The sequence below is a fragment of the Pseudomonas sp. TE36184 genome (genome assembly GCF_054060055.1).
Genome location: NZ_JBSSCU010000001.1, coordinates 1,410,094 through 1,436,129 on the forward strand (window position 1 = coordinate 1,410,094; position 26,036 = coordinate 1,436,129).

General features: G+C 61.7%; 23 protein-coding genes and 1 pseudogene. 11 read left to right on the forward strand and 13 right to left on the reverse strand.

What is annotated here, in order from left to right:
- Positions 1-8: 8 nt before the first annotated feature.
- From ACVWZP_RS06210 to ACVWZP_RS06220, 3 genes are all read right to left on the reverse strand, one after another.
- Positions 9-350: an NAD(P) transhydrogenase subunit alpha gene (locus ACVWZP_RS06210; protein ID WP_017845766.1), complete on the reverse strand. Its 342-nt coding sequence runs from the start codon at positions 348-350 to the stop codon at positions 9-11.
- A complete protein-coding gene (locus ACVWZP_RS06215; RefSeq protein WP_017845765.1) occupies positions 347-1,486 on the reverse strand; it encodes an NAD(P) transhydrogenase subunit alpha in 1,140 nt (379 codons plus the stop codon). The genes ACVWZP_RS06210 and ACVWZP_RS06215 overlap by 4 nt, the downstream gene beginning before the upstream one ends.
- A gap of 63 nt (positions 1,487-1,549) precedes the next feature.
- Positions 1,550-2,932: an NAD-dependent succinate-semialdehyde dehydrogenase gene (locus ACVWZP_RS06220; protein ID WP_128191458.1), complete on the reverse strand. Its 1,383-nt coding sequence runs from the start codon at positions 2,930-2,932 to the stop codon at positions 1,550-1,552.
- A 399-nt stretch (positions 2,933-3,331) separates the two neighbouring features.
- Here ACVWZP_RS06220 and ACVWZP_RS06225 point away from each other — a divergent pair, with 399 nt between their 5' ends.
- A complete protein-coding gene (locus ACVWZP_RS06225) occupies positions 3,332-5,176 on the forward strand; it encodes a response regulator (RefSeq protein WP_457369565.1) in 1,845 nt (614 codons plus the stop codon).
- A 10-nt stretch (positions 5,177-5,186) separates the two neighbouring features.
- On the opposite strand, the gene ACVWZP_RS06230 is transcribed toward ACVWZP_RS06225, so the two are convergent.
- The 3 genes from ACVWZP_RS06230 to ACVWZP_RS06240 form a co-directional block, all read right to left on the reverse strand.
- Positions 5,187-5,867, reverse strand: a complete 681-nt coding sequence (locus ACVWZP_RS06230) for a BON domain-containing protein (protein ID WP_017845762.1) — start codon at positions 5,865-5,867, stop codon at positions 5,187-5,189.
- A gap of 126 nt (positions 5,868-5,993) precedes the next feature.
- The gene (locus tag ACVWZP_RS06235; protein ID WP_046383383.1) at positions 5,994-7,376 is read right to left on the reverse strand and encodes an MBL fold metallo-hydrolase RNA specificity domain-containing protein; all 1,383 of its coding nucleotides are present in this window, start codon (positions 7,374-7,376) and stop codon (positions 5,994-5,996) included.
- 35 nt (positions 7,377-7,411) lie between these two features.
- The gene (locus ACVWZP_RS06240) at positions 7,412-8,332 is read right to left on the reverse strand and encodes a universal stress protein (protein ID WP_457369566.1); all 921 of its coding nucleotides are present in this window, start codon (positions 8,330-8,332) and stop codon (positions 7,412-7,414) included.
- A 283-nt stretch (positions 8,333-8,615) separates the two neighbouring features.
- On the opposite strand from ACVWZP_RS06240, the gene ACVWZP_RS06245 reads away from it, so the two are divergent.
- The 3 genes from ACVWZP_RS06245 to ACVWZP_RS06255 all read left to right on the forward strand — a co-directional run bounded on the left by ACVWZP_RS06245 (position 8,616) and on the right by ACVWZP_RS06255 (position 11,625).
- Positions 8,616-9,263 (forward strand): BON domain-containing protein, encoded by a 648-nt coding sequence (locus ACVWZP_RS06245; protein ID WP_457369567.1) that lies wholly within the window; start codon positions 8,616-8,618, stop codon positions 9,261-9,263.
- Positions 9,264-9,342: 79 nt separating this feature from the next.
- A complete protein-coding gene (gene ftsH / locus ACVWZP_RS06250; RefSeq protein ID WP_457369568.1) occupies positions 9,343-11,166 on the forward strand; it encodes an ATP-dependent zinc metalloprotease FtsH in 1,824 nt (607 codons plus the stop codon).
- A 33-nt stretch (positions 11,167-11,199) separates the two neighbouring features.
- Positions 11,200-11,625: a potassium channel family protein gene (locus tag ACVWZP_RS06255; RefSeq protein WP_046383380.1), complete on the forward strand. Its 426-nt coding sequence runs from the start codon at positions 11,200-11,202 to the stop codon at positions 11,623-11,625.
- A 3-nt stretch (positions 11,626-11,628) separates the two neighbouring features.
- Here ACVWZP_RS06255 and ACVWZP_RS06260 read toward each other — a convergent pair whose 3' ends face one another.
- The gene (locus tag ACVWZP_RS06260) at positions 11,629-13,998 is read right to left on the reverse strand and encodes a phosphoketolase family protein (RefSeq protein ID WP_301556231.1); all 2,370 of its coding nucleotides are present in this window, start codon (positions 13,996-13,998) and stop codon (positions 11,629-11,631) included.
- Positions 13,999-14,204: 206 nt separating this feature from the next.
- On the opposite strand from ACVWZP_RS06260, the gene ACVWZP_RS06265 reads away from it, so the two are divergent.
- Positions 14,205-14,990 carry a helix-turn-helix domain-containing protein gene (locus ACVWZP_RS06265; protein WP_079443759.1) on the forward strand — a complete coding sequence of 262 codons (786 nt, stop codon included), beginning with the start codon at positions 14,205-14,207 and terminating at the stop codon, positions 14,988-14,990.
- 30 nt (positions 14,991-15,020) lie between these two features.
- Entirely contained in the window at positions 15,021-16,004 is a 984-nt protein-coding gene (locus ACVWZP_RS06270) for a zinc-dependent alcohol dehydrogenase family protein (RefSeq protein ID WP_079443758.1), read from the forward strand.
- Between the two features lie 13 nt (positions 16,005-16,017).
- On the opposite strand, the gene ACVWZP_RS06275 is transcribed toward ACVWZP_RS06270, so the two are convergent.
- The 3 genes from ACVWZP_RS06275 to ACVWZP_RS06285 all read right to left on the reverse strand — a co-directional run bounded on the left by ACVWZP_RS06275 (position 16,018) and on the right by ACVWZP_RS06285 (position 18,266).
- A complete protein-coding gene (locus ACVWZP_RS06275; protein ID WP_017845753.1) occupies positions 16,018-16,269 on the reverse strand; it encodes an Lpp/OprI family alanine-zipper lipoprotein in 252 nt (83 codons plus the stop codon).
- A 110-nt stretch (positions 16,270-16,379) separates the two neighbouring features.
- Complete coding sequence (locus tag ACVWZP_RS06280) at positions 16,380-17,300, reverse strand: universal stress protein (RefSeq protein WP_457369569.1); 921 nt, start codon at positions 17,298-17,300, stop codon at positions 16,380-16,382.
- Positions 17,301-17,351: 51 nt separating this feature from the next.
- A complete protein-coding gene (locus tag ACVWZP_RS06285) occupies positions 17,352-18,266 on the reverse strand; it encodes a universal stress protein (protein ID WP_017845751.1) in 915 nt (304 codons plus the stop codon).
- A gap of 188 nt (positions 18,267-18,454) precedes the next feature.
- Between ACVWZP_RS06285 and ACVWZP_RS06290 the strand changes: the two genes are divergently transcribed.
- Together ACVWZP_RS06290 and ACVWZP_RS06295 are read left to right on the forward strand one after the other, a co-directional pair.
- Positions 18,455-19,357 carry a GGDEF domain-containing protein gene (locus tag ACVWZP_RS06290; RefSeq protein WP_017845750.1) on the forward strand — a complete coding sequence of 301 codons (903 nt, stop codon included), beginning with the start codon at positions 18,455-18,457 and terminating at the stop codon, positions 19,355-19,357.
- 147 nt (positions 19,358-19,504) lie between these two features.
- Complete coding sequence (locus tag ACVWZP_RS06295; protein ID WP_046383376.1) at positions 19,505-20,374, forward strand: isocitrate lyase/PEP mutase family protein; 870 nt, start codon at positions 19,505-19,507, stop codon at positions 20,372-20,374.
- 20 nt (positions 20,375-20,394) lie between these two features.
- On the opposite strand, the gene ACVWZP_RS06300 is transcribed toward ACVWZP_RS06295, so the two are convergent.
- Both ACVWZP_RS06300 and ACVWZP_RS06305 read right to left on the reverse strand, forming a co-directional pair.
- The gene (locus ACVWZP_RS06300) at positions 20,395-20,889 is read right to left on the reverse strand and encodes a methyl-accepting chemotaxis protein (RefSeq protein WP_372340279.1); all 495 of its coding nucleotides are present in this window, start codon (positions 20,887-20,889) and stop codon (positions 20,395-20,397) included.
- A 93-nt stretch (positions 20,890-20,982) separates the two neighbouring features.
- A pseudogene (locus ACVWZP_RS06305) lies at positions 20,983-21,750 on the reverse strand (PAS domain-containing protein); the annotation flags it as partial.
- Between the two features lie 200 nt (positions 21,751-21,950).
- Here ACVWZP_RS06305 and ACVWZP_RS06310 point away from each other — a divergent pair.
- Positions 21,951-22,331, forward strand: a complete 381-nt coding sequence (locus tag ACVWZP_RS06310) for a RidA family protein (RefSeq protein WP_046383374.1) — start codon at positions 21,951-21,953, stop codon at positions 22,329-22,331.
- A gap of 139 nt (positions 22,332-22,470) precedes the next feature.
- The gene (locus tag ACVWZP_RS06315; protein ID WP_457369570.1) at positions 22,471-24,459 is read left to right on the forward strand and encodes a peptidase U32 family protein; all 1,989 of its coding nucleotides are present in this window, start codon (positions 22,471-22,473) and stop codon (positions 24,457-24,459) included.
- Between the two features lie 40 nt (positions 24,460-24,499).
- On the opposite strand, the gene ACVWZP_RS06320 is transcribed toward ACVWZP_RS06315, so the two are convergent.
- Positions 24,500-25,393, reverse strand: a complete 894-nt coding sequence (locus ACVWZP_RS06320; protein ID WP_288075288.1) for a DMT family transporter — start codon at positions 25,391-25,393, stop codon at positions 24,500-24,502.
- 109 nt (positions 25,394-25,502) lie between these two features.
- Here ACVWZP_RS06320 and ACVWZP_RS06325 point away from each other — a divergent pair, with 109 nt between their 5' ends.
- A complete protein-coding gene (locus ACVWZP_RS06325) occupies positions 25,503-25,943 on the forward strand; it encodes an Lrp/AsnC family transcriptional regulator (RefSeq protein WP_017845744.1) in 441 nt (146 codons plus the stop codon).
- Positions 25,944-26,036: the final 93 nt, after the last annotated feature.

Below are 26,036 nucleotides of genomic sequence, written 5' to 3' on the forward strand. Positions count from 1 at the left end.
ATCAAACCTCAAACCTTTTCAGGCTTCCGGGTGGCAGAGTGATGAGCTTTGCGCCGCTTGGGTTCCGGCGCGCTGGTCTGGAACATCGCCAGCATCCGGCCCGTGACGGCGTACCCGCCCGCGGCATTCCCCGCGCCCAGCAACACCGCGACAAAACCAGCCGCCTGTTCGGCCACGCTCGCCGCATCGAGCAGGCCGATAAGCCCTCCGATCACCACGATGCCATGGATAAAATTCGAGCCCGACATCAACGGCGTGTGCAGAATCGCCGGGACCCGCCCGATGATGACCCAGCCGGCGAACGCGGCGAGCATGAAAATATAAAGCCCGACGAAGCCAACACTGTTCATGAGGTCTTCTCCTGGGTTGCGGCATCCGCCGGGTTCAGCGAATGCATGAGTTTGCCGGCGTGGGTGAGTACCGTTTGCGCCAGAATCTGATCGTCCCAATCGATGCTGATGACGTTGTTCTTCAACATCAGCGCCAACAGGTTGAACTGATTTTTCGCATACAGCAGGCTGGCGTCCTGGCTCAAGGATGAGGGCAGATTCAACGGCGCCATCAGGGTTACCCGACCGATCGTGACGGTCTGTCCAGGCACGCAGCCTTCGCAGTTGCCGCCGCCTTCGGCGCCAAGATCGACGATCACCGCGCCAGGTTTCATCCCGGCAAGCTGTGCGGCACTGATCAGCCGCGGAGACGGCCGCCCCGGCACTGCCGCCGTGGTAATGACCAGGTCCGCCTGTTGGATATGCTCCGTCAGCACTTGAGCGACTTGGGTTTTCTCTGCCTCACTCAGCTCCCGTGCATAGCCGCCCTTGCCTCGCGCATCGACCCCGACATCGACAAACTCGGCCCCCAGGGACCGCGCCTGTTCCGCGGTTTCCGGGCGCACGTCGTAGCCCTCCACCACCGCGCCCAGGCGATGGGCAGTCGCGATCGCCTCCAGCCCCGCCACGCCCAACCCCAGGACCAATACCCGCGCCGGCCCCACGATACCCGCCGCGGTGGTGACTTTTGGCAGGATGCGAGACATCTGCACCGAGCCCAGTTGGACCGCATAGTACCCAGACAACGCCGACTGACTGGACAGTGCATCCATCGACTGGGCCCGCGTGATGCGCGGCAGGCGCTCCATGGCAAAACACGTGATTTGGCGCTCCAGTAAACGTTGCACCAAGGCCGGATTCTTCTGCGCATACACAAAACACAGGAGTACCGACCCGGGCTTCATCTTGCCTACGACTTCCAGCGAGGGCGCCTGCACAGCGAGAAGCACATCGGCCTCATGCAGCCACTGTCCGCCGCTGGACACGAACAGCACATCCGAATAAGCAGCGTCCGGCAAAAAACTCGCTTCACCCGCCCCCGCCTGCATATGAAGCCTTGCCCCCAGCGCGCATAACTTTGCGCAGAGGCCAGGCACGAGGGCCACACGTCGTTCGTGCGGGTGGGTTTCTTTCAGCACAGCCACATTGACGTACATCGCGCGCTCCGTTGAAGGCACCCGCGCATGGCCGGGCACCCGGAATGTAAACAGGACAAGGCTTCAGACCGGCGCCTGAGCCAACACGTAACGCACCAGTTTTTTATTCACGAACTGCTGGATACCCATGTCGCCCAACTCGCGGCCATAGCCGGAGTCCTTGATGCCGCCAAAGGGCAACTCGGCATCGCTCCAACTGATGTTGTTGATGAACATCATCCCGGTCTCGACGCGACTTGCCACACGACGCCCCCTGTCCAGGTCACGTGTGAACACCGAGCCGCCCAGGCCGAAGTCGGAGTCGTTGGCCAGGGCGATCGCGGCGTCTTCGTCCTTGACGCGGAAAAACAGCGCCACCGGGCCGAAGAACTCATCCCGGAACGCCGGGTTTTCAGGGGCGATGTCAGTGAGAATGGTCGGCGTCATAAAGGCGCCGGGGCGATCGATACGTGTGCCCCCGAGCAGAACCTTCGCTCCGTGATCGGTCGCCGTGCGAACCTGCCCGAGCAACTGCACCAATGCCGCTTCCGAAGACAGCGGGCCCAGGGTCGTCGCTTCGTCCATGGGATCGCCGGGTTTCAGCGCCGCGAGCCCGGCCTGAAAGTCCTTCAGGAAGGCATCGGCGACCTTATCCACGACAATGAAGCGTTTTGCCGCGCAACAGGTCTGCCCGCAGTTGTACATCCGCCCCCAGATCGCCCATTTGACGGCCAGCTCCAGGTCGGCGTCTTCCAGCACAATGAATGCGTCGCTGCCGCCCAGCTCCATGGAAGACGGTTTCAGGTTCTGCCCGGCCCAGGCCGCCAGGCTGCGGCCCGCGGCGACACTGCCGGTCAGTGCAACCCCGCGAACACGCGGGTCATCGACCACCTGTCTGGACTGTTCATGGGAGATCGACAAGTTGGTATAAAGCCCGGCAGGCGCGCCGGCTTCGAGCAGGATTTGCTCGAAGGCCATCGCGCATTGAGGCACGCAACCGGCATGCTTGATCACCAGCACGTTGCCTGCCATCAAATGCGGACCGGCCACGCGAGCCAACTGATAGAACGGAAAGTTCCACGGTTCGACCCCGAAAATCACGCCGATGGGACTGCTTTCCATGTGCGCCTCGCCTTGGCTCGGCTCCAGCGCTTGCGGGGCCAGGAAGCGTTCCGCGTTCTTGGCGTAGTACGCCATAATATCGGCGCTGAATTTGACTTCGCCTCGGGCCTCGTCGATGCGCTTGCCCATTTCCAGCGTGATCTTACGGGCCAGGGCATCGAAGCGCTGATGCATCAATTCACCGGCCTTCGCGATGATCGAGGCGCGCTGGGCATACGTTGTGTGTTTCCACGTCGCATAGCACTGCGCCGCAGCCGCCAGTTTGTGCTCCAGTTGCTCAGCCGTCAGCGTATCGAATTGTGCGAGCAACTCGCCGTTGTATGGATTGATCGTTGTATAAGCCATAACGGTTGCCTTCCCATGAGATTGAGTTAACCAACGTCAACCGGCTACCTTCAGCCGCCGTCCCCACGAACCGGCATTACGTTGGCCTGAATGCATTCAGCTGGCTAGCGTCGGAAACTACTTACGTCTCCCCTCTTGAGCCCAGGCCAGAGCCTGAAGAGCGGGCACTCTAACGGTGCCTTCGGCGCACTTCGTTGGCGCAAAGCGCGGTGATGTGAACCGAAAGGCGGCCTGAACAAGGCGCTCAGCGTGAACGGCCTGCTCGCTCGCGATCAACCGAGCGGTTTAGAACCGTCGGGGCTCGGTAAATACTTACATAGATCAATTAAGCCGCCTTACAAACTGCATAGGATTGCGCATCAGGCAATACGACTTTGCGTCTTGCCAGGAGGGGTAATCATGCAAGTCAAGCAATCCATGTCGGAAGAGGTGTTGCCACGTCAGGCATCAGGCCCGGCATCGGCCTACTGTCCCCTCCCCGCTGAACGGTTGGGCGGCATCGATCAGAAACTTCGCCAGACCGCGCAATTGGTTTCACTCATCGTCGGGCAGCTTGAGGCCTGTGAATTCGACCCCGCGACACCGGCGCGCAGGGTGCTTGAACAATTGGATGCCACGCTGGAGAAATTGTTGAGTCGATTCGGGCTCGACCAACCCGCACCCGCGACAGACTATGATCGCCACGCAGCGGTGGATTTCCCCATACAGGCCCTCTTCAAGGCATTGGCTCAAGACTTTTTGCCGTTGGCCGCCGCCCAGCACCGCAACCTGCGAATCGTGCCGTGTTCGTCGTGGGTCAGGAGCCTTCCCGATTGCCTCAGGCAACTCTTGAGCGGTCTGCTTGCCAACATCATGGACAGTACCAGTACGCTACGCCTGACACTGGGCTGCAGGCGCCACGCGGAGTGGCTGAGCATCGAGCTGTGGTTCGCGGGCTGCAAAAGCCGCGACGACGCCTTGCGTATCGTGTCGATGCCTGTCTATGAGGCTTCGCTGCCGGGTGCCTGTGGCAAGCCTGCCCTTCGCTCGATAGCGGAGTTCAGCGCGATGCTGGGTTTACAGCTACAGGTCAAAACCGCTGACGAACGCGCGACGCTGATCTCCATCAGCGCGCCGTTATCGCCGTCAGTCGCTCAGCCCGGCGCGCGCAGACAACAGAACGCTCGAGCGCTGGGCATGGCTCGCACGTGCCTGCTGTTGATCGTGGAACCGGACGCCCTGCTAGGCGATATGCTCAGTTGCGGTTTGGGGGCACTGGGCTATCGAACGGCAGCGGTCCGCGATAGTGTCGCCGCGTTGGAATGGATCGCGCGCTCGGGCATTCAACCGGACCTGATCTTGACCGAGCACGTGCTCGAGCGGTCCTCGGACGGCGTCCAACTGGTGCAAAAGATTCGCGATCAATTCAGTCGAGCCACACCCGCGGTCATATTGACCGCCGAGACGAAAAAGCAGGTTTCCCAGTCCGCCCTGACCGCCGACTGCATGCTCCTTCGCAAACCGGTGAGCCTGAACCTGCTGCGCGTCACCCTCGCCAGTGCATTGAGTACACACGCCGAAGTACACGCTGTTCACGCCATGCCCCCGTCGCGCCAACCCGTCATTTACGTGGTGGACGACGACGCCGCGCTGCGCAGCGACTTGCGCACGCTATTGGAGTCGGAAGGTTACCTGGTGCGCGACTACGGCGCTGCCGAGCAGTTTCTCGACAGTTATACCGCTGACCAACCGGGCTGCCTGATCATTGATGCGCGCCGCTCGGGCATCAGCGGGCTTGAGACGGTGGCCCGTCTTAAAGCACAGGGCGACGAGTTGCCCGTTCTGATGATCAGTTGCAACAGCCGCGTTGCCGATGTCGTCGATGCGATGAAGGCTGGGGTATGCGACTTCATTGAAAAGCCGTTTCGTTATCAGCAGCTGTTAACCAGCGTGAAGAAAGCGTTGGCCAGCCAAGTCGCAACCGAGAGTTCCCAGGTCCTTCGCAAGGCTGCGATTGACCATATCAACCACCTCACCGCACGGCAGCGCCAGATTCTGGCGATGGTGCTGGACGGTCATCCGAGCAAAAACATCGCTGCCAACCTGGGGATCAGTCAACGGACAGTGGAAAAGCACCGAGCGTCGATCATGAGCAGGACCGAAGCCAGGTCGATTCCCGAACTCGCCCGCATCGCCCTGGCAGCCGGCGAAAAAACACTCTCGGCGGCTGCCAATGACAAACGCAATGGACTCATCGGCGGGTAATCGCGGACGGTTATGTCGAACCCGGCGATTCAAGGCCGCTGGGCGATACCATCAGATTGTCGACAACCTTCTGCACACCCGCAGTGCCCGATGCCGTCAACCGCGCCATATCCCGCTCCGGGAGCGATCCGACAACCCCCGAGAGCGTGACTTCCCCACCCTCCACACGCACGTCGATAGCGTGGGCGTCGATGATCGCCTTGCGGCGAAACGCTGATTCGATATCGGTCTTGATGGTTTGCGCAGAGGCGTGGGCCTTGACGACGATATCGTTACTGATCCCCTTGATCCCTTGCAGATAACGCACCGCATAGCCGGCCGTCTGGCGCTGATGCTCAGAATCCACTTCTCCGCTGAGCACCAACCAGCCATCGGTCACGCTGACTTTGACGCGGTGGTCCGCCAGCGAGGTATTCCATTGCAATGCGGAAACGGCGGCCGCGACAAGATCACTGTCGGTCCGCACATGACTGGAAGGCAGCACGACATCGATCTGGTTGAGCAGATCCACGACACCGGCGACATGTGCGACCGCCTGTTCCGCGTGCCAGCGCTCGGCGTGACTGGCGACATTGCCGGAAAGCGTGACGATGCCATCGGACACTTGAACCAAAATCTGATCGGCTTTAAGTGCCAGGTCCCAATTCAGTTCTTCGATCACCTGTTGCCTAAGCTTTTCATCGGTATTCATAAAAAAGCTCCAGAGTTTTTCAAAAGTCTCAATCAGCCAAAGCGTATCCGGTTGCGATGTTTTTCAGCAGGTCGGAAAGTACCCATCCTTGGCGCGGGAGCGGTGATTCAGGCGCGTTTTTTGGCGCTAGACCGGCAAAGGCTGCGCGACCGCCGGCAGTTCGACACTGTCCCGATACTCTGGCACCGACACCGACCAGCCCAGTTCCTGGCTGATGCGCCGCCGCAGCACGTCCGAGGCGTTCGGCTCGCCGTGTACGACGTAGGTGTGTTTCGGCGCACGCTTGAAGCCGCGCAGCCACTGCATGATTTCATCGGCATCGGCGTGTGCGGACAGGGTTTGCATCGGCACCACCTCGGCGTTGATCGGCACGTCCTGACCGTGGATACGCACCGACGGCACACCCGCGACAATCTGCGCGCCACGTGTGCCGCCGGCCTGAAAGCCTGGCACCAACAGGGTGTTGAGCGGGTTGGGCGCCAGCGCCTTGAGGTGGTGCAGCACCCGCCCACCGGTGGCCATGCCACTGGCGGCAATGATGATCGCGGGGGTGCGCTGCTGGTCCAGGTCAATCGACTGTTGCACGGAACACACAAAGTGCGTGCCATCGCACATACCCTGGCAGTCCTCCAGCGACAGCCGATGCTCAGAGCGAAAACGCTGGTACAGGCGGGTGACCTCGGTGGCCATCGGGCTGTTGAGGTAGATCGGCAGGTCCGGGATCGCGTGCTGTTGTTTGAGCCGATACAGGTGATACATCAGCAGTTGCGCGCGCCCCACCGCAAACGACGGCACCAGGGTGATGCCGCGCCGCAGCGCCGTGCGGTTGATCACGTCCGCCAGTTGCTGTTCGGGAGGCTCAGCGGGGTGTCGACGATCGCCGTAGGTGGATTCCACCAGCAGGTAATCGGTCTGCTCGATGGTTTCCGGGGCGAACATCAGGGGATCGTTTGGCCGTCCCAGGTCGCCGGAACACACCAGCGTGACGCCATCGGCGACGACTTCGACCGTCGCCGCGCCAAGAATATGCCCGGCGTCACGCAGCAGGATGGTCAAGCCCGGCGCGATCGCGACCCGGTGGTGCAGCTCGATCGGCCGCAGCAGCTTCAACGCGCGCTCGGCGTCCTGTTCGGTATAGAGCGGCAGCGCCGGGTCGTGCTTGGAGAAACCATGCCGATTGGCGAATTCGGCCTCTTCTTCCTGCAGGCGGCCACTGTCACGCAGGAGGATTTTCGCCAGCTCGCAGGTGGCCGGCGTGGCATACACCGGCCCGCGATAGCCGTTGCGCACCAGTACCGGCAGGTAGCCGCTGTGGTCCAGGTGGGCGTGGGTCAACACGATGGCGTGCAGGTCTTGAACCGGCAGCTGGAACGTGTCCCAGTTGTGCAGGCGCAATTGCTTATAGCCCTGGAACAGGCCGCAATCGATCAGTACGTGCAGGTCGCGATGCTCCAGCAAGTACTTGCTGCCGGTGACCGTACCGGCCGCCCCGAGAAATGTCATACGCATGGCTATGTCCTTGAGGTCTCATGGGATCGGTGGTTTCAGTCAACCCAGGGTGATGGCTTGACGATCATCAAACTGCAGGAGGTGCGGTTCAGCACACTCTCGGCGGTGCTGCCGATCAGCCGGTCAAGCTTGTCGCGATAGACCGTGCCTAGCACCACCACGTCGAATGCATTGCGCCGGGCGAACAAGCTGATCACTTTGTGCGGAATGCCGGTCAGCACATGTTGGCGTTCCTGCTCGACCCCATAGCGTTCGGCGAGCACATCGAAGGCTTCCACCTGCGCGTCATTGACCGCCTCGCCCAAACTGCTATCCAGGCTTTGGGTCGGCACGCTCGTGGGGGTATCGCCCACCACCGACCAGTTGCTGACATTGAGCAGGTGCAGATGGGCATCACACACATGCGCCAATGTCGAAGCCAGTTCGAGCACGCGCTCGTTCAGCCCGTATGTCAGTTCTTCGAGGTGCGACAGGTCAATGGCCGCGAGTACTTTCAACGGTTTGGGGTGCCTGGCGTCGGTGACCAGGTGCAGGCAGGCCGGACAATCGCGCAACAACAGCCAATCCAGGGGTTGATGGAAGGTCCGGTCAAGGGCCGAGACGTGCTGGACGTCCTTGATCACCAGGTCGGCGTGAAAGTCGTTCACATACGCCAGCACGTGCACCAGGTTGGGTTTGGCCCACACCACTTCACAGCTGACCGCCAGCCCCGCACGCCGTTGAAAGCGCACTTGCTGCTCCAACCAGTGGCGATGGACCTGCAGGTAGCCTTCCCTGGCCCGGGCCATCGCGTCATGGTCAAACAGGCCGGCCACCTCCAGCGATGCGACATAATCAAACGCCACAATGTGCAACAACGCGCCGGTTGCAATGGCCAGTGCCTGAGCCCGGTCAAAGGCCGGGGTGCGTGTCATCTCCGAGGGTGCAATCAATAAAATACGTTTGAGTGGCAGCATTAGATACCTCGGCCTGGGCGCATGTAATCACCTGACAGCAACCCGACGTCCTAGCGAGTAGCGTGGTGCCCTGTTGTTGTGACTGAAAACCGTCGGTCAAGTATCTGGCGCCATAGGGCGCGCGCTCTGATCTTTGTCAACTAATGGCTGGCTTTCACACAATGAGTGAATCACTCAGGCCTTGTTGATATAGCTCAATGATTTTCCGTGGTTCGAGCGTAGAAACCAGTGACTGGCCACTCTCGGCCCGTCATCAGCCACGAATTCGATTGAGGACACCATCATGAGCGACTTGAGTTTGCGCAAAGCCATTATGGAAGAGCTTGAATTCCAACCGCAGATCGATGCAGCCAGCATCGGTGTTGCCGTGGAAAACGGCGTTGTCACGCTCACCGGACATGTCAGTAGCTATGAACAGAAGGTCTGCGCCGAGCACGCGGTAAAAGGCATCAAAGGCGTGCGCGCAGTCGCCGAGGAGATCCAGGTGCGCCTGCACAAAGGCGCCGGTACCGCGGACGACACCATCGCCTCCCGCGCCCTGAGCATCATCAACTGGAGCGCCGACGTACCGGCGAATGCGGTTAAGGTCATCGTTCAGAACGGCTGGATCACCCTCGAAGGCGAAGTCGACTGGCAGTACCAGAAGGAAACCGTAGAGAAGGCGGTGCGCAAGCTGTCCGGCGTGCTTGGGGTGGATAATCGGCTGACCCTGAGCCCGCGGGTAGACATCGTCGATATCCGCAAACGCATCGAAGATGCGCTCAAACGCAACGCTGAAGTGGACGCCAAGGACATTCATGTCAGGGTCGACGGTGATGTGGTCCGGCTCGACGGCAAGGTTCACCTGTGGCGCGAGCGCAAGCTCGTAGAACGGGCAGCCTGGTCGGTGCCGGGCGTCACGCGGGTGGAAGATCACCTGCTGCTCGCCTGAGGTGATGCATGCTCCAGTGCGCCGACTGGGGCATTCAACGTTTGTGTCTGCCTTGCGTGCCCTTTTTTGAGTCAAGGTCATGAAAAAGAACCATCAGTGGAACCTGTCTTACTTTCTGACCGCGTTTGTCGTGTTCACCGTTGTGCAGTTTCTATGGACGGAACACCGCGTGGTGCAAAGCATCCCGTACAGTCAGTTTCTGCAGTTGCTGAACGAGCAGAAAGTCAGCGACCTGCAGGTCGAGAAAGACCAGATCAGCGGCAAGCTGCAAGTGCCGATCGACGGCCATAACCTGTTCACGACGGTGCGGGTCGACCCGACGTTGGCCACCAGCCTGGCGCAGTCGGGCGCGAGCTTCACCGGGGTCACTGACAATACCTTTTTAAGCGGCCTGCTGGGTTGGCTGCTGCCTTTTATGCTGATCATGGTGGTCTGGCACTTTTTGTTTCGCGGCGTCGCGGAAAAACAGGGCCTGGGCGGGCTGATGAACATCGGCAAGTCCCGGGCCAAGGTGTTTGTCCAGCGCGATACCGGGATCACCTTCGCGGATGTCGCCGGCATCGACGAAGCCAAGGCCGAACTGGTGGAGATCGTCTCGTTCCTCAAGGACAAGGCCAAGTACGCACGGCTGGGCGCGCATATTCCCAAAGGCACGCTGCTGGTCGGTCCGCCGGGCACCGGCAAGACCCTGGTGGCCAAAGCCATCGCCGGCGAAGCCGGGGTGCCGTTTTTCTCGATCTCGGGCTCGGAATTCGTCGAGATGTTCGTCGGCGTCGGCGCCGCGCGGGTCCACGATCTGTTCGAACAGGCGCGCCAAGCGGCGCCGTGCATCATTTTCATCGATGAACTGGATGCCCTGGGCAAGATGCGTGGCGTCGGCGTGTTCGGCGGCAATGACGAAAAGGAACAGACCCTCAACCAGCTCCTGGCCGAACTGGACGGCTTCGATCCCCGCGAGGGCGTGGTGCTGCTCGCTGCGACCAATCGCCCGGAGATTCTCGACCCGGCGCTGCTGCGCGCCGGCCGGATCGACCGCCAGGTGTTGATCGATCGCCCTGACCGCAAGGGGCGGCAGGCGATTCTCAAGGTTCACCTGCAGAAAATCACCGTGGACAAGGCCCTCGACAGCGAGCGCATTGCCGACATCACCACCGGTTTCACCGGCGCCGACCTGGCGAACCTGGTCAACGAAGCGGCGATTGTCGCCACCCGCCGTGGCGCCGACACGGTCGGCCTGGACGACTTCACTGCGGCCGTGGAACGCCTGATCGCGGGCATCGAACGCAAGAGCAGCGTGCTGCGCCCCGAAGAACGCCAGGTGGTGGCGTACCACGAGATGGGCCATGCACTGGCGGCGAGCCACCTGCCGGCCATGGACCCAGTACACAAGGTGTCCATCGTGCCGCGCGCCATTGGCTCGTTGGGCTACACGCTGCAGCGCCCGACGGAGGACCACTTCCTGATCAGTTGCCAGATGCTCAAGGACCGCATCGTCGTGCTGATGGCCGGCCGCGCCGCCGAATTTCTGATATATGCTCAGACGTCCACCGGGGCCGCCGATGACCTGGCCCGTGCGACCGATATCGCCCGGCAGTTGGTGACCCGCTTCGGCATGAGCGCCGAACTGGGGCAGTCGGTGCTGGAGCGACAAAACATGACCTACCTGGGTGAGCAGATGCAGAGTACGGGGCAGAAAGATTATTCGGAACAGACCGCCAGGGAAGTCGACCTGTGTATACGCGGCCTGCTCGACGAGGCCTACGCCCGCGCCAAGAGCCTACTCCAGGCACATCGCGCCGACCTGGAGGCCGGCGCGCACCTGTTGATGGAAAAGGAAAGCCTGACCCCAGAGGACTTCCCCGCGCTGCTGCCGATGAAACCCGTGCCGGTCGCCGCAGGTTGAGCGTCGCCCTGAAACCACGCACTGAGGCTCGCCATGCTGGCCGTCACGCTGATTAATACGCTGGTGGTCATCATCGCCGTGGTCATTCATTACGAATGCCTGTTGCGCCTGAACGACTGGTTGCCGCGGCTCAAGGTCTGGAGCCGCTTCAGGATGGTCATCGGAGTATTCGGTGCCCTGCTCGCCCACGCGATCGAAGTCTGGTGCTTCGCCCTGGTCTATTACCTGATGACACGCGACGGCGAGTGGGGCAGCCTGTCGGGCCAGTTCGATGGCTCGTTCATGGACTGCGTGTACTTTTCCTTCACGACCTACACCACCATCGGTTTCGGCGACATCACCCCCATGGGCCACATCAAGTTCCTGACCGGCCTGCAAGCGCTGACCGGTCTGGTGCTGATCACGTGGACGGCGTCCTTTCTGTTCCTGGAAATGCAGAAGTACTGGAAGAACAAGTAGCCCCTAGCCGGCCGGGGTCCATTGCCAGTTCAGCACCTCGGGCAGGTCTTCGCCGTGTTCGATCAGGTACAGCTTGTGTTTCTCCATCATCGCCCAGTAGCGCGCCTGCGCGGTGTGGCGTTGCTCGTGCAGCCGGGGCACGCGCTCGATGACGTCCAACGCCAACCGGTAGCGATCCAGGTTGTTGATCACCGCCATATCGAACGGGGTGGTGGTGGCGCCCTCCTCGATGAAGCCGCGCACATGGAAGTTGTCGTGATTGGTGCGTTTGTACAACAGCCGATGCACCAGCGCCGGGTAGCCGTGGAAGGCAAAGATCACCGGTTTGTCGGTGGTGAACAACTCATCGAAGGCGGCATCCGCCAGGCCATGGGGATGCTGCGATGACGACTGCAGCACCATCAGGTCCACCACATTGATGACCCTGACCCGCAGATCCGGCACGTATTCGCGCAGCAATGTCACGGCGGCCAGGGTTTCCAGGGTCGGTACGTCGCCGGCGCAGGCCATGACCACGTCCGGTTCCTGATCATCGCGGCAGGCCCAGTCCCAGCGGCCGATGCCCGCCAGGCAATGGCGCACGGCCGCGTCGATATCCAGCCACTGCCACTCCGGCTGCTTGCCCACCACGATGACATTGATGTAATTGCGGCTGCGCAGGCAGTGATCCGCCACCGACAGCAGGCAGTTGGCATCCGGCGGCAGGTAGATGCGCGCCACGTCGGACTTCTTGTTCGCCACCAGGTCGATGAAGCCGGGGTCTTGATGAGAAAACCCGTTGTGGTCCTGGCGCCAGACATGGGACGTCAGCAGCAAGTTGAGCGACGCCAGCGGCTTGCGCCAGGGCACGCCGGCCGCAGTTTTCAGCCACTTGGCATGCTGGTTGACCATCGAATCGACTATATGGATGAACGCTTCGTAACACGACAGCAGGCCATGACGCCCGGTGAGCAGGTAGCCTTCGAGCCAGCCCTCACACACGTGTTCGCTGAGAATCTCCATGACCCGGCCATCCGCCGCCAGGTTCACGTCGTCGGCCTCCAACGGGTCCATCCACGCCTTGGCGCTGACCTCGTACACGGCGTCCAGGCGATTGGAGGCGGTTTCATCCGGACCGAACAGGCGGAAGTTGGCGGCGCCCTGTGCGTTTTTCATCACGTCGCGCAAAAAGCTGCCCAATACCCGGGTCGCCTCGGCACGCAGGCAACCGGGGGCCGGCAGGGCTACCGCGTAGTCGGTAAAGCGTGGCAAGTCGAGCGTGCGTAATACCAGCCCGCCGTTGGCGTGCGGGTTGGCGCTCATGCGGCGGTGCCCGGTGGGGGCCAGCGCGGCGATTTCCGGGAGCAAGGCGCCGTCGGCATCGAACAGTTCGTCGGGACGGTAGCTGTTCAGCCATTCCGCCAACTGCTGCACATGCCCCGGCGCCTGAAAGTTGGCCAACGGCACTTGGTGTGCGCGCCAGGTGCCTTCGACCCGACAGCCATCGACAAATTTCGGCCCGGTCCAGCCCTTGGGCGTGCGCAATACCAGCACCGGCCACAGCTGGCGCTCCGGCGTCTCGGCCCGCCGGGGCTGGCGCGCCGCGTGCTGAATCTCGCGGATTTTCAGCAGCATGGTGTGAAGGGTGCGGGCAAGCTCCTGATGCACCTGCGCCGGGTCATCGCCTTCGACGAAGTACGCATCGTAACCATAGCCGTACAACAGCGCCGACAGTTCATCTTCGCTGATCCTGGACAGGACCGTCGGGTTGGCGATCTTGTAGCCGTTGAGGTGCAGGATCGGCAGCACTGCCCCATCGCGCGCGGGGTTGATGAATTTGTTGGAGTGCCAGCTGGCGGCCAGCGGGCCGGTTTCGGCCTCGCCGTCGCCGATCACGCAGGCGACGATCAGGTCCGGGTTATCGAAGACCGCGCCGTAGGCGTGCGCCAGGCAGTAACCCAGCTCGCCGCCTTCATGGATCGAGCCTGGGATTTGCGCCGAAACGTGGCTGGAAATCCCATAGGGCCAGGAAAACTGCCGAAACAGCCGCAGCAGGCCATTGGCATTGCGCTCCACCGAGGGATAACACTCGGTGTAGGTGCCTTCCAGGTAGGTCTGCGCGACCACCGCCGGCCCGCCATGCCCGGGGCCGGCGACAAAGAGCATGTTCAAGTCGTACTGGTTGATCAGCCGATTGAGGTGCGTATAGAGCAGATTCAGCCCCGGCGTGGTGCCCCAATGCCCCAACAGGCGCGGTTTGATGTGCGCCAGGGTCAAGGGTGTCTGTAACAACGGGTTGCTCTTGAGGTAGATCTGCCCAACCGCCAGGTAATTGGACGCCCGCCAATACGCGTCCAGCCCTTCCAGCTCCTCTGCACTCAAAAAATCGCTCATACACCCCTCCGTCAAGGCTCGACCCGTGGATTGTCGTTCGTCGATTCTGGGTGCCTCAACTGCGCGAGGCTTGATGTATATCAAGTCTTAAAGCCGGCGCTGAAGCTCAATTGAAACAGGAGCTCGGGATATTGAGCAAAAGCGCTGGCAGCGCATTTTCCTCGTTCTCTCTATCACTCAGGCACATGCCTGGACGGAGCGCATGCATGAATGCCCATCACCTGCGTTTAGTCGGTCGCTCGACGGTGCTGCCGCACACCTCCTGCCCCAGACCGGTAATCCCCCCCAAAACGGCATGTTCCGGTTGCGGCGTGTCGGCATGCAGCCTGCCGATCGGTCTCGATAGTCCGGACGTGTCCCACTTGGATGCGTTGGTGGTGCAACGCTTCAAGGTCAAAAAAGGCGCAGCTTTATTCCGTACCGGCGACCCCTTGCGTTCGCTGTATACGGTTCGCACCGGCTCGTTCAAGACCGGCATCGTGTCTGTCGATGGCCGTGAACAAGTGACCGGCTTTCAACTCTCCGGCGATATGCTCGGCCTGGACGCCATCAGTGACGATGCACACGCCTGCACGGCGGTCGCCCTTGAGGACAGTGAGGTCTGCCCCATCCACTTCGCCCATCTGGAGAGCCTGGCGCGCAACCTTCCGTCGCTGCAGCACAACCTCACGCGGCTGCTGAGCCGTGAAATCGTGCAGGATCACACCCTGCTGATGCTGATGGGCAACATGAGTTCGGATGAACGCCTGGCCGCGTTCCTGCTGAACCTGTCGCAACGCTTCAGCTCACGCGGGTATTCGGCCAGGCACTTTGTGCTGAAAATGCGCCGTGAGGAAATCGGCTCCTACCTGGGCTTGCGCCTGGAAACCATCTGCCGCGGCATCGCGCACCTGCGCGACCAGGGGTTGGCGCAGATCGTCGGCCGCAACGTCACGATCCTGGACCTGGAAGGTCTCAAGCGTCTGGTCGCGGGCTGCCGCCGACCGATCTAGCATTACCGCCCGAACACCTGGAGATTCGTCATGCGTGCGATGGTTCTGCACACCCCCGGCCAGCCGCTGCAACTGGAGCAGCGCCCGATCCCGACACCCGGAAGCGGGCAGCTGTTGATCAAGGTCCTGGCCTGTGGCGTGTGCCGCACCGACCTGCACCTGGTCGACGGCGAGTTGCCGCAAGCGCAACTGCCACGGGTGCCAGGCCATGAAATCGTCGGTGAAGTGACGGCCGTGGGCGCCACGGTCGGGGCTGACTGGATCGGCCGCCGCGTCGGGGTGCCGTGGCTCGGCTGGACCTGCGGCGAGTGCGCCTTCTGTCGATCGGGCCGGGAAAACCTCTGCGATCAGGCGCTGTTCACCGGCTGCAATCTGGACGGCGGCTACGCTGAATACACGGTGGCGGACGAACGCTTCTGCCTGCCGATTCCCGACACACTGTCGGACGTTCAAGCCGCGCCCCTGTTGTGTGCCGGCCTGATCGGCTTTCGCGCCTTGCAAATGGCCGCCGACGCCGCCCACCTGGGGCTTTACGGCTTCGGTGCGGCCGCCCATCTGGCGATCCAGGTGGCGCTGGGCCGCGGGCAACAGGTGTACGCGTTCACCCGCCCGGGTGACAGCGCAGGCCAGGCCTATGCACGCTCATTGGGCGCCGTGTGGGCCGGGCCTTCGGACCAACTGCCGCCGCACCTGCTGGATGCCAGCCTGATATTCGCCCCGGTCGGAGCGCTTGTACCGCTGGCATTGGCCGCCACCGTCAAGGGCGGCTGTGTGATTTGCGCCGGGATTCACATGAGCGATATTCCGGCCTTCCCCTATCGACTGCTATGGGGCGAGCGCAGCGTGCGTTCAGTGGCGAACCTGACCCGACAGGACGGCACAGCGTTTTTTCAAACCGTGCAGCACACGCCGGTCCACTGCGATATCACCCGCTTCGCCCTGGAAGACGCCAATCAGGCACTCGCGCACCTGCGCAGCGGGCAGTTCAACGGCGCGATCGTGCTGACCCCATAACACGCAGCAGCGGCTATTTGCGGGTCGCGCTGGTCAGCATATGGATCGCTCTTTCGTTGGCTTCGTCAGCGGTGCGCTGGGCCTGGTTGGCCAGCGCCATCGCCTGCTCCGCCTTGAGGTAGGCTTCGTCAGCGCGCAGGCGCGCCGTGGCGGCATTGTTTTCCGCAGAGTCCAGGCGAGCCTCAAGCTCCTTGACATGTTGACTGCACCCGGCGGACGTTGCCAATACCAGCGCCAACAGTGAAACGGACAGGTAGCGGTTCATGGTGTTTCCCCTCGATTCATCGCGGTAAGAAATCAACAACGCACATTTTCAGTATCCGGCGTGAGCCCGCCGAGCCTCTGACCTTTGTCAATAAAGGATCAGAGCCCGGGCTAGCCCTTGACGTCGTTTCCCGGCTGGCGGATCGCTAAAATGCTGCCCGGCACCGAATACAGCGCCCGTTCGGTGTTGCTGCCGATCAGTCGGTCGAGCCCGACCCGGTGAGCAGTCCCCATGACCACCACGTCGGCCTGGAATTGCTCGACAAACTCCTGAATCACCGGCACTGGCTGGCCCATGACAAAGTGCCGTCTTTCCGGCGGTACGCCATAACGGTCGGCCAAGGTCACGAACGCCTGGTGCAACGACTGGCGCAGCTCTTCGGCGAAGTCCACGTTCCAACCGCCCATGGCCATCGGCGCATCGCCGTTGAATGCCGGGGACAGGTCATAGGCGTACAACAGATGCAGCGGCGCATCGCATTGCAGGGCCATGGAGTAGGCGCACTGAATGATGGTGTCGTTCAGACCGCTGATCTGCGTGCCGGGCTCGAACGGATCGACGGCCGCCACCACGCGATGGGGCAAACCGTAGCGCGCCTGGCTCACCAGATGTAGGGGGGTCGGGCACTCGCGCAGCAGGTGGCAATCGAGCGGGGTGATGAATATGCGCTTGAGAACCGGCTCCAGCTTCACGTCCTTGATCACCAGGTCCGGGTTCAGATCGGCGATCGTGCGCAGGATCTCCAGCACAGGGTGGGTGGTGAAGAGCAATTCAACCGTCACCTTCAGCCCGTTACCGCCCAGGCGCTGGACTTCGTCGACCAGCCAATCGCGATAGCGGTGCAGATAGTCCTGAAAAGCCGACTCATCGACGTGTTCTTCCCACAGATGAATGATCGGCGCAGGTTCGATAAACGCCCGGATATCGAGCGCCGCGCCGCTGGCCTTGGCCAGGGCCACCGCGCGCAGCAGCGCCGGGGAGTGATACAACGAACGGTCGGTGATCAGCAACAGACGTTGATATTGGCTCATTTCGCACCTCGTCGGGCACCGGTTGATCCTGGCGCCAGGTTCAATCCTTCATCAGCTGCGCGTCGGTTTGATCGCCCACATGCTGCACGGCGCGTGGTGCAGCAGGCTTTCGGCGGTAGTGCCCAACAGCTTGTTCAAGCCCCAGTGCTGTACGGTGCCCATGACGATGATGTCGATCTGGTGATCGCGGGCGAAGTCGCAAATGTTGAAGAGCGGCGTGCCCTCGATAAAGTGCCGATGCTCGACGGGAATCCCCTGGCGCTCGGCCAACGCGGCAAACGCCTCATGCTGGGCTTCATTCAACGACTCATAGAGCCCGGCGGCCAGGGGCACCGCGCCGAAGCCCATGTCCTTGGCATACACCGCGGCCCAGTCGTACACATGCAGCAACTCGAGCTGGGCCTGGCATTGCGCGGCCAGCTTGACCGCCGCTTCGACAATCTGGTCGTTGAAGATCTGGTCCTGCTCCTCGCTGCGCAACACATCGACAATCGCCAGCACCTTACGTGGCAACGGGTGGCGCGAGTCGGTGACCAGATGCACCGGCACCGGGCAGTCGCGCAGCAGTTGCCAATCCAGCGGGGTGAAGAACACCCGTTTCAACGCCGGCTCTTCCTCGGCATCCTTGATGATCAGGGCCAGCGACATCTCGTTGACGAAATGCAGGATTTCCTCATAAGGATGATGCACCCAGACCACCTCGCTGGTGACCTCGACCCCGCGCTGGCGCATCACCTCGGCCTGCTCGGCGAGCCAGTGGCGATGGGTGTCCAGGTACCCTTCCCGGGCCCGATTGATCTGTTCGGGCGCAAACAGCCCGGCGATCGCCAGAGCCTGCAAATAGTCGAATGCCACGATATGCAACGGCAACTGCATCGCGCGCGCCAAGGCAGCTGCACGATCGAACGCCGGTGTGCGGGTCATGGACGAAGGGGCAATCAACAGTAAACGCTGAGTCTGCAACATGGGGGCACCTCGGCACGCGGCCATCTGATTCGGTGGATAGGCCTTCAGATTGAGCGTTCCGGCTCAGCGGCTACTTGATCTTTATCAGTTGGTGCCCGCAAAAGTTGATTTTCATCAACAGCCGCCGGGCCCCTTGCCCCTAGCCTGCATCAAGACTTGCAGCGTCACCGGCTCCGTCGGAGGGCACCATGATCGAAGATGAGCAGCAAGTGTTGGTGAGGGCGTTGGACGCGGCGACAAACCCGGTGCTGATCACCGAGAGATCGGGTTGCATTGTGTGGATCAACCGAGCGTTCAGCCTGTTGAGTGGCTATTCCAAGCTGGAGCTGGTCGGCAAAACCCCGCACCTTTTGTCGTCGGGACGGCAAACCACCACGTTCTATCGAGAGCTGTGGATGACCATCATGGCAGGCCTGACCTGGCAGGGTGAGATGGTCGAGCGCCGCAAGGACGGCTCCAACTGTACGATCAATCAGGTCATTACCCCGGTGCTCGACCCGCAGGGCGTGGTCACGCACTTCATCGCGATCCTGCACAACTTCAAGGTGATGGACGAAGAACGTGCGCGCATGCAACAACTGGCGTTCCATGACGGACTGACCGGCTTGCCCAACCGCAGCCTGTTTCTGAGCCTGCTCAATCAAGCGATGAGTCATGCCACCCAGCAGCAACAGCCGCTGGCGTTGATGTTTATCGACCTGGACCGTTTCAAAGCGGTCAACGACACCCATGGGCATGCGTGCGGCGACAAATTGCTGGTGGCGGTGGCGGAACGCCTCAGCCAGTCGGTGCGCAGGTCCGATGTCGTCGGCCGTTTGAGCGGCGATGAATTTGCGATCCTGGTGACCGGCATGGACCACGCCAGGCAGGTCGAGGTGTTGGCCGATAAATTGATCGGCGCAATCAACCAGCCGTTCATGATCGATGCCCACCGCCTGAACACACACATCAGCGTCGGCATCAGCCTGTATCCATGGGACGGAGCAAGCGTCGAGCAACTGCTCGCACGGGCCGACGACGCGATGTACCAGGCTAAACGACGCGGTGGCAGCGCCTGTCATTTCAACCTGCTTAGCCAGCCTGCCGACTGAACGGCGCACACCTCGCGCCCACCGTATGTGCGGTGGGCATAGCCCATTCTCAAACGTCATAATCCTGGGTTTTGTGGCGTGGTAATCTCTGACGACTATGAATAGGCATTGATCGTCAGTCGACAATGACCAGAACCAGGAAAGATCATGCCCAAAGTGTCCCACTCAGCCCTGCGTCGTAATTTCCGTGAACTGCTTGCTACGCCACTGTGCGTTGAGACGGCCTCTGTGTTCGACCCGATGTCGGCGCGTATCGCCGCCGACCTGGGCTTCGAGGTCGGCATTCTGGGGGGCTCGGTCGCTTCGCTGCAGGTACTGGCGGCACCCGATTTTGCGTTGATCACCTTGAGTGAGTTCGCTGAACAGGCCACCCGGATCGGCCGCGTTGCGCAGTTGCCGGTGATTGCCGATGCCGACCACGGCTATGGCAATGCCCTGAATGTCATGCGTACCGTCGCGGAGCTGGAACGCGCAGGCGTAGCGGCACTGACGATTGAAGACACGCTGTTGCCGGCGCAGTTCGGGCGCAAATCGACCGATCTGATTTCCATCGAGGAAGGCATCGGCAAAGTCAGGGCCGCCCTTGAAGCACGGGTCGACCCCGAGCTGTCCATCATCGCCCGCACTAACGCGAAGGTGTTGCCGACCGAGGCCGTGATCGAACGCACCCTGGCCTATGAAAAAGCCGGTGCCGATGGGATCTGCATGGTGGGTGTCAGCGACTTCGAGCACCTTGAGCAGATTGCGCAACAACTCACGGTGCCCTTGATGCTGGTGACCTACGGCAACCCGAAACTCAATGACAGCCAGCGCCTGGCAAGCCTGGGAGTACGCATCGTGGTGGCCGGCCACGGCGCCTACTTCGCGGCGATCAAGGCCACCTACGACAGCCTGCGCGCCCAACGTCAGCTCACCCACAGCACCTCGAACCTCAGTGCCACCGAGCTTACTCACACCTACACCCTGCCGGAGAGCTACGTGGCCTGGGCCAAAGAGTTCATGGATGTAGAGGAGTGAGACTGACCCCGGGTGCGCGTCTAGCCGACCCAGCCGACAGCGGTTTTCGGAACCACCTCCGACTCATCCAGCTTTGACGCAAACATGCTCACGGCTTGCACCGCATCGCTGGTGCTGGTGCGGATCTGCAGAATCACCGAACCCGCCTGGTCGGCCAGGCTGACGCCACGTTGCGCGCCTTCCTGAGTCGCGCTCATGCTGGCGACCGCGTCACGGGTTTCCGACAGAATCAGGCCGATCATCTCGGCAATCTCGGCAGTCGAACGGCTGGTACGCCCCGCCAGTTGCCTGACCTCATCGGCCACCACCGCAAAACCACGACCCTGATCGCCCGCGCGCGCGGCCTCGATGGCGGCGTTGAGCGCCAGCAGGTTGGTCTGGTCGGCAATACCGCGAATGGTATTGACGATCGCAGTGATCTGCTCGGAACGATCGCCCAGTTGCCCCACCAGACGTGCCGAGGCGCCGATGTTTTCGGCAATGCGGCGCATTTCACTGGCGGTTTCGTGGATCACCTGGGTGCCATGTTCGGCGAATCGCTCGGTTTCCGAGGAGATATGGTAAGCGCGGGAAGCACCGCGTGAGTCCTCCTCGAACTTCTCGACGCGCTCGCTGATGTCGCTGGCGAACTTGACGATTTTGATCAGCTTGCCGTCGCCGTCATACACCGGGTTGTAACTCGCTTCCAGCCACACCACGCGGCCGTGCTTGCCGATACGCTTGAATTGCCCGGTGAAGAATTCACCATTGTTCAAGCGCCGCCAGAAGTCGGCGTACTCAGGGCTGTTGACCTGGGTCGGTTCGCAAAACATACGGTGATGTTTGCCTTTGAGTTCCGTCAGTGAATACCCCATGACCGCGAGGAAATTCTCGTTGGCATCGAGCACTTGCCCGTTCAAGTCGAACTCGATCACGGCCATCGCCCGGTCCAGCGCAGCCAGCTTGCTGCGGGTCGCCGCCTCCTGCTCCACTTTGCGCGTGACGTCGAGGGCGTACTTGACCACTTTCACGACCTGGCCACGCTCATCCAGCACCGGGTTGTAGCTGGCCTCCAGCCAGATGATCTTGCCGTGGGCGTCCACGCGTTTGAATGTGCCCGAGACGAACTTGCCGGCCCTGAGTTCCTGCCAGAACTCGGCATAGGCAGGGCTGCTGGTCAGCGCCGACGGGCAAAAATCACGGTGGGTCTTGCCGGCCAATTGAGCGCTGCTGTAACCCAGGGTTTTCATAAAGTTGTCATTGGCGCGCAACACCTTGCCATTGAGATCGAATTCGACCACGGCCATGGAGCGTTCAAGCGCAGCGATCAATCCTTGATATTCGGTGACTTCGGCCTTCCTGGCCGCCAGTTCTGTTTTTAGTGTGTGATTGAACATGACGTAGCCTCAGCCGTGCGTGGAATCGGGGGTTATCTCCTGCGCTATCGGCCAATAAATACCGGACTTGACCGATGAAAAATAAATATCATTTGACGTCAAATACTTGCCGCTCGCCACGCCTGCAACGCCGAAGAGTACTGATCCTCGCGCCCCCCTGTGTTTAAATTGGCGGCCCTTTTCCCTGCCAAGAGAACGTCATGGCCAACCACGACCTGTCCTTCACCCCTGATCCGGATGCCGACTCGATTTCCTCCGACGTGATCGGCTTCAACGGCATCCTGGTCTCCACCCAGATCCCGACCCGCGCCGACGGCAGCCTGGAACTGGGCGACATCACCGCGCAAAGCGAATGCACGCTGCAAGCCCTGAAAGTCGCCCTTGAACGCGCCGGGAGTTCCATGGACCGGGTGATGCACCTGACCATCTACCTGACCGACATGGCCGACCGCGCGGCGTTCAACGAGGTCTACAAGCGCTTCTTCGCCAAGCCGTGGCCGGTGCGTGCCGCAGTTGGCGTGGCGGCCCTGGCGGTGGAAGGCATGCGCGTGGAAGTCACTGCGATGGCCGCCAAGGCCTGAACCCGCGTCGATTGAAACACCCGTCATTGGCCTGGCACCTTGCAGGCCAAGCCCGCCGGCGGCCCTGCGGTAGGTGCCGGTCAGGCGTTTCACGGCTACAATGCGCGCCTCGACCGTGACAAGCCTGACTAAAAAAACTATGTCCTTGCCCAAGCATCACCTGGAATTGCTCAGCCCTGCCCGCGATGTCGCCATCGCGCGCGAGGCCATCCTGCATGGCGCCGACGCCATCTACATCGGCGGCCCAAGCTTCGGCGCCCGCCACAACGCCTGCAACGAGGTCAGCGATATCGCGCAGTTGGTCGAATTCGCCCGGCGCTACCACGCCCGCGTCTTCACCACCCTCAACACCATCTTGCATGACAACGAACTGGAACCGGCGCGCAAGCTGATCCATCAGCTCTACGACGCTGGCGTCGACGCGTTGATCGTGCAAGACCTTGGCGTGATGGAGCTGGATATCCCGCCGATCGAGCTGCACGCCAGCACCCAGACCGACATCCGCACCCTGGGCCGCGCCAAATTTCTCGACCAGGCCGGCTTCTCCCAGTTGGTATTGGCCCGTGAGCTGAACCTGCAGGAAATCCGCGCCATCGCCGATGAGACCGATGCCGCCATCGAGTTCTTCATCCACGGCGCCCTGTGCGTGGCGTTCTCCGGGCAGTGTAATATCTCCCACGCGCAGAACGGCCGCAGCGCCAACCGCGGCGACTGCTCCCAGGCGTGCCGCCTGCCGTACACCTTGAAAGACGATCAAGGCCGCGTCGTTGCCTTTGAAAAGCACCTGCTGTCGATGAAAGACAACAACCAGAGCGCCAACCTGCGCGCCTTGGTCGATGCCGGTGTGCGCTCGTTCAAGATCGAAGGGCGCTACAAGGACATGGGCTATGTGAAGAACATCACCGCCTATTACCGCCAGCGCCTCGACGAGATCCTCGAAGACCGCCCCGACCTGGCCCGTGCCTCCAGCGGCCGGACCGCGCATTTCTTCCTGCCCGACCCGGAAAAGACCTTCCACCGGGGCAGCACCGATTATTTCGTCAGCGACCGCAAGATCGACATCGGCGCCTTCGACACCCCGACCTTCACCGGCCTGCCGGTGGGCGTGGTGGAAAAAGCCGGCAAACGCGACCTGCAAGTGGTCACCCATGAGCCGCTGTCCAACGGCGACGGCCTGAATGTGCTGGTCAAGCGTGAAGTGGTGGGTTTCCGCGCCAATATCGCCGAGGCCAAGGGCGAGTTCGAGGAAGACGGCGAGAAGCGCTACCGCTATCGCGTCGAGCCGAACGAAATGCCGGCCGGCCTGCATCAGTTGCGCCCCAACCACCCGCTGAACCGCAACCTCGACCACAACTGGCAACAGGCGCTGCTCAAAACCTCCGCCGAGCGCCGGATCGGCCTGTCGTGGGTCGCCCGACTGCGCGAAGAGCGCCTGGAACTGAACGCCACCAGCGAAGAAGGCATCACCGCCAGCGTCGCCCTGCCCGGCCCGTTCGGCGCGGCCAACAAGCCGGAACAGGCGCTGGACACCCTGCGTGACCTGCTCGGCCAACTGGGCACCACCGAATACCACGCCACCGCCATCGAGCTGGATGCGCCGCAGGCGTTCTTCATCCCCAACTCGCAGCTCAAGGCCGCGCGCCGTGAAGTGATCGAAGCACTGACAGCGGCGCGCATCGACGCTCACCCGCGTGGTGGGCGCAAGGCCGAAACCAGCCCGCCGCCGGTGTACCCGGAAGCGCACCTGTCGTTCCTGGCCAACGTGTATAACCAGAAGGCCCGGGATTTCTACCACCTCCACGGCGTGAAACTGATCGACGCGGCCTTCGAAGCCCACGAAGAAACCGGTGAAGTGCCGGTGATGATCACCAAGCACTGCCTGCGTTTCTCGTTCAACCTCTGCCCCAAACAGGCCAAGGGCGTGACGGGAGTGAAGACCAAGGTTGCGCCGATGCAGTTGATCCATGGCGATGAAGTGCTGACCCTGAAATTCGACTGCAAGCCTTGCGAAATGCATGTGGTGGGCAAGATCAAGGGGCACATCCTCGGGTTGCCGCAGCCAGGCAGCGTGGTCGGCTACATCAGCCCGGACGATCTGCTCAAGACCATCCCGCGCGCGCCGCATTGATCGAACCGCGGGCGCGCTGCAACGGCGCGCTCGCTCTCGATCACTGCACTTGCACCACAGCTTTGGGGCGCCACCACCAGCCCCTTTGCAAACCGGCGGCAGCCAACAGAATCGCGGCGACACCCAGCCATTGCAGCCAACCCAGGCGATGCCCGAAGGCAATCCAGTCGACCAGAATCGCCGCAATCGGGTAGATAAACGACAACGCGCCGGTGATGGCCGTCGGCAACTTCTGGATCGCCCCGTACAGCAACACATACATCAAACCGGTGTGTACCACCCCGAGCGTCAACAAGGCCGCCCAGGCGTTGTGCGCCACCGGCAGACTGTGCCACGGCACCAGCGGCGCCAATAACAACGCACCGGTCGTGACCTGGATCAGCGCGATCAAATGCGGCGGCACTGCCTTCAGGCGCTTGATGATCAGCGCGGCAAGCGCATACAGAAACGCCGCGCCGAGGGCCAGGGCGATACCGGTCAGGTAATCGCCACCGGTTGGCTGATTGCCATGGGCGCTGACAATCGCCAGCATCCCGAGGAACGCCACACTCAGCCACGCCAGCTTCGGCACGCTGAGCTTTTCACCGAGAAACAGCGCCGCCAGCATCACCAACATGAACGGCTGCACGTTGTACACCGCAGTGCTGATGGCGATGGACGCGCGGGAATACGATTCGAACAGCAGCAACCAGTTGCCGACAATGGCCACTCCGCTGAGCATTGCCAGGCCGAGCCCGGCCCAACTGAGCAAGTCCCGGCGCAGATACCCGAGCAGCGCGCACACCAGCAATAATGTCAGCGCCCCGATCACGCAGCGCCAGAACACCACTTCGAGCACCGATACGCCCGACACCAGTACAAACCAGCCAATGGTGCCCGAGATCAGCATGGCGGCGACCATTTCCCACGACCCGCGACGGATGGATGTATCCATGATTGAGACTCCTCAAGTGAGGCTCAATTATGGCAAGCTGGTTCGCCGCGGCTCCAGCGCCTAAAAAAGGCGAAAAGCCTCAATGACCTTTATTTATTAGGCGCAGACCATGATCGACACCATCGACCAACAACTGATCGGCGCTTTGATGGACGACTCCCGGCTGTCCCTCAAGGCCCTGGCCGGCATCACCGGCCTGTCCTCGCCCAGCGTCGGCGAACGCCTGCGCCGCCTGGAAGAGCGCGGCGTGCTGACCCACTACACGGTCGACATCGACCCCAAACACTTCGGCTACCTGCTGCAAGCCATCGTGCGTATCCGTCCCCTGCCCGGCCAATTGCAGGAAGTGGAGCGGCAGATCCAGGCCATCCCCGAATTCACCGAATGCGACAAAGTCACCGGCGAGGACTGCTTCATCGCACGCCTGCATGTACGCACCATGGACCACCTCGACAGCCTGCTGGATCGGCTCAACGTCTATGCCGAAACCAACACCGCCATCGTCAAGAAAACCCCAGTGAAGCGGCGCCTGCCACCGCTGACGGACTAACGCCGACAAACCTTAGGTGGGGATAGCAGTGGTTCAGGCACTTATGCAGTGACTGACACTCCGCTATCGGGAGCAAACTCCCTCCCACAGGGC

Coding starts and splice junctions, on each gene's coding strand:
- ACVWZP_RS06210 (WP_017845766.1), bottom strand. CDS start 350: ATGAACAGTGTTGGCTTCGTCGGGCTTTATATTTTCATGCTCGCCGCG.
- ACVWZP_RS06215 (WP_017845765.1), bottom strand. CDS start 1,486: ATGTACGTCAATGTGGCTGTGCTGAAAGAAACCCACCCGCACGAACGA.
- ACVWZP_RS06220 (WP_128191458.1), bottom strand. CDS start 2,932: ATGGCTTATACAACGATCAATCCATACAACGGCGAGTTGCTCGCACAA.
- ACVWZP_RS06225 (WP_457369565.1), top strand. CDS start 3,332: ATGCAAGTCAAGCAATCCATGTCGGAAGAGGTGTTGCCACGTCAGGCA.
- ACVWZP_RS06230 (WP_017845762.1), bottom strand. CDS start 5,867: ATGAATACCGATGAAAAGCTTAGGCAACAGGTGATCGAAGAACTGAAT.
- ACVWZP_RS06235 (WP_046383383.1), bottom strand. CDS start 7,376: ATGCGTATGACATTTCTCGGGGCGGCCGGTACGGTCACCGGCAGCAAG.
- ACVWZP_RS06240 (WP_457369566.1), bottom strand. CDS start 8,332: ATGCTGCCACTCAAACGTATTTTATTGATTGCACCCTCGGAGATGACA.
- ACVWZP_RS06245 (WP_457369567.1), top strand. CDS start 8,616: ATGAGCGACTTGAGTTTGCGCAAAGCCATTATGGAAGAGCTTGAATTC.
- ftsH (WP_457369568.1), top strand. CDS start 9,343: ATGAAAAAGAACCATCAGTGGAACCTGTCTTACTTTCTGACCGCGTTT.
- ACVWZP_RS06255 (WP_046383380.1), top strand. CDS start 11,200: ATGCTGGCCGTCACGCTGATTAATACGCTGGTGGTCATCATCGCCGTG.
- ACVWZP_RS06260 (WP_301556231.1), bottom strand. CDS start 13,998: ATGAGCGATTTTTTGAGTGCAGAGGAGCTGGAAGGGCTGGACGCGTAT.
- ACVWZP_RS06265 (WP_079443759.1), top strand. CDS start 14,205: ATGAATGCCCATCACCTGCGTTTAGTCGGTCGCTCGACGGTGCTGCCG.
- ACVWZP_RS06270 (WP_079443758.1), top strand. CDS start 15,021: ATGCGTGCGATGGTTCTGCACACCCCCGGCCAGCCGCTGCAACTGGAG.
- ACVWZP_RS06275 (WP_017845753.1), bottom strand. CDS start 16,269: ATGAACCGCTACCTGTCCGTTTCACTGTTGGCGCTGGTATTGGCAACG.
- ACVWZP_RS06280 (WP_457369569.1), bottom strand. CDS start 17,300: ATGAGCCAATATCAACGTCTGTTGCTGATCACCGACCGTTCGTTGTAT.
- ACVWZP_RS06285 (WP_017845751.1), bottom strand. CDS start 18,266: ATGTTGCAGACTCAGCGTTTACTGTTGATTGCCCCTTCGTCCATGACC.
- ACVWZP_RS06290 (WP_017845750.1), top strand. CDS start 18,455: ATGATCGAAGATGAGCAGCAAGTGTTGGTGAGGGCGTTGGACGCGGCG.
- ACVWZP_RS06295 (WP_046383376.1), top strand. CDS start 19,505: ATGCCCAAAGTGTCCCACTCAGCCCTGCGTCGTAATTTCCGTGAACTG.
- ACVWZP_RS06310 (WP_046383374.1), top strand. CDS start 21,951: ATGGCCAACCACGACCTGTCCTTCACCCCTGATCCGGATGCCGACTCG.
- ACVWZP_RS06315 (WP_457369570.1), top strand. CDS start 22,471: ATGTCCTTGCCCAAGCATCACCTGGAATTGCTCAGCCCTGCCCGCGAT.
- ACVWZP_RS06320 (WP_288075288.1), bottom strand. CDS start 25,393: ATGGATACATCCATCCGTCGCGGGTCGTGGGAAATGGTCGCCGCCATG.
- ACVWZP_RS06325 (WP_017845744.1), top strand. CDS start 25,503: ATGATCGACACCATCGACCAACAACTGATCGGCGCTTTGATGGACGAC.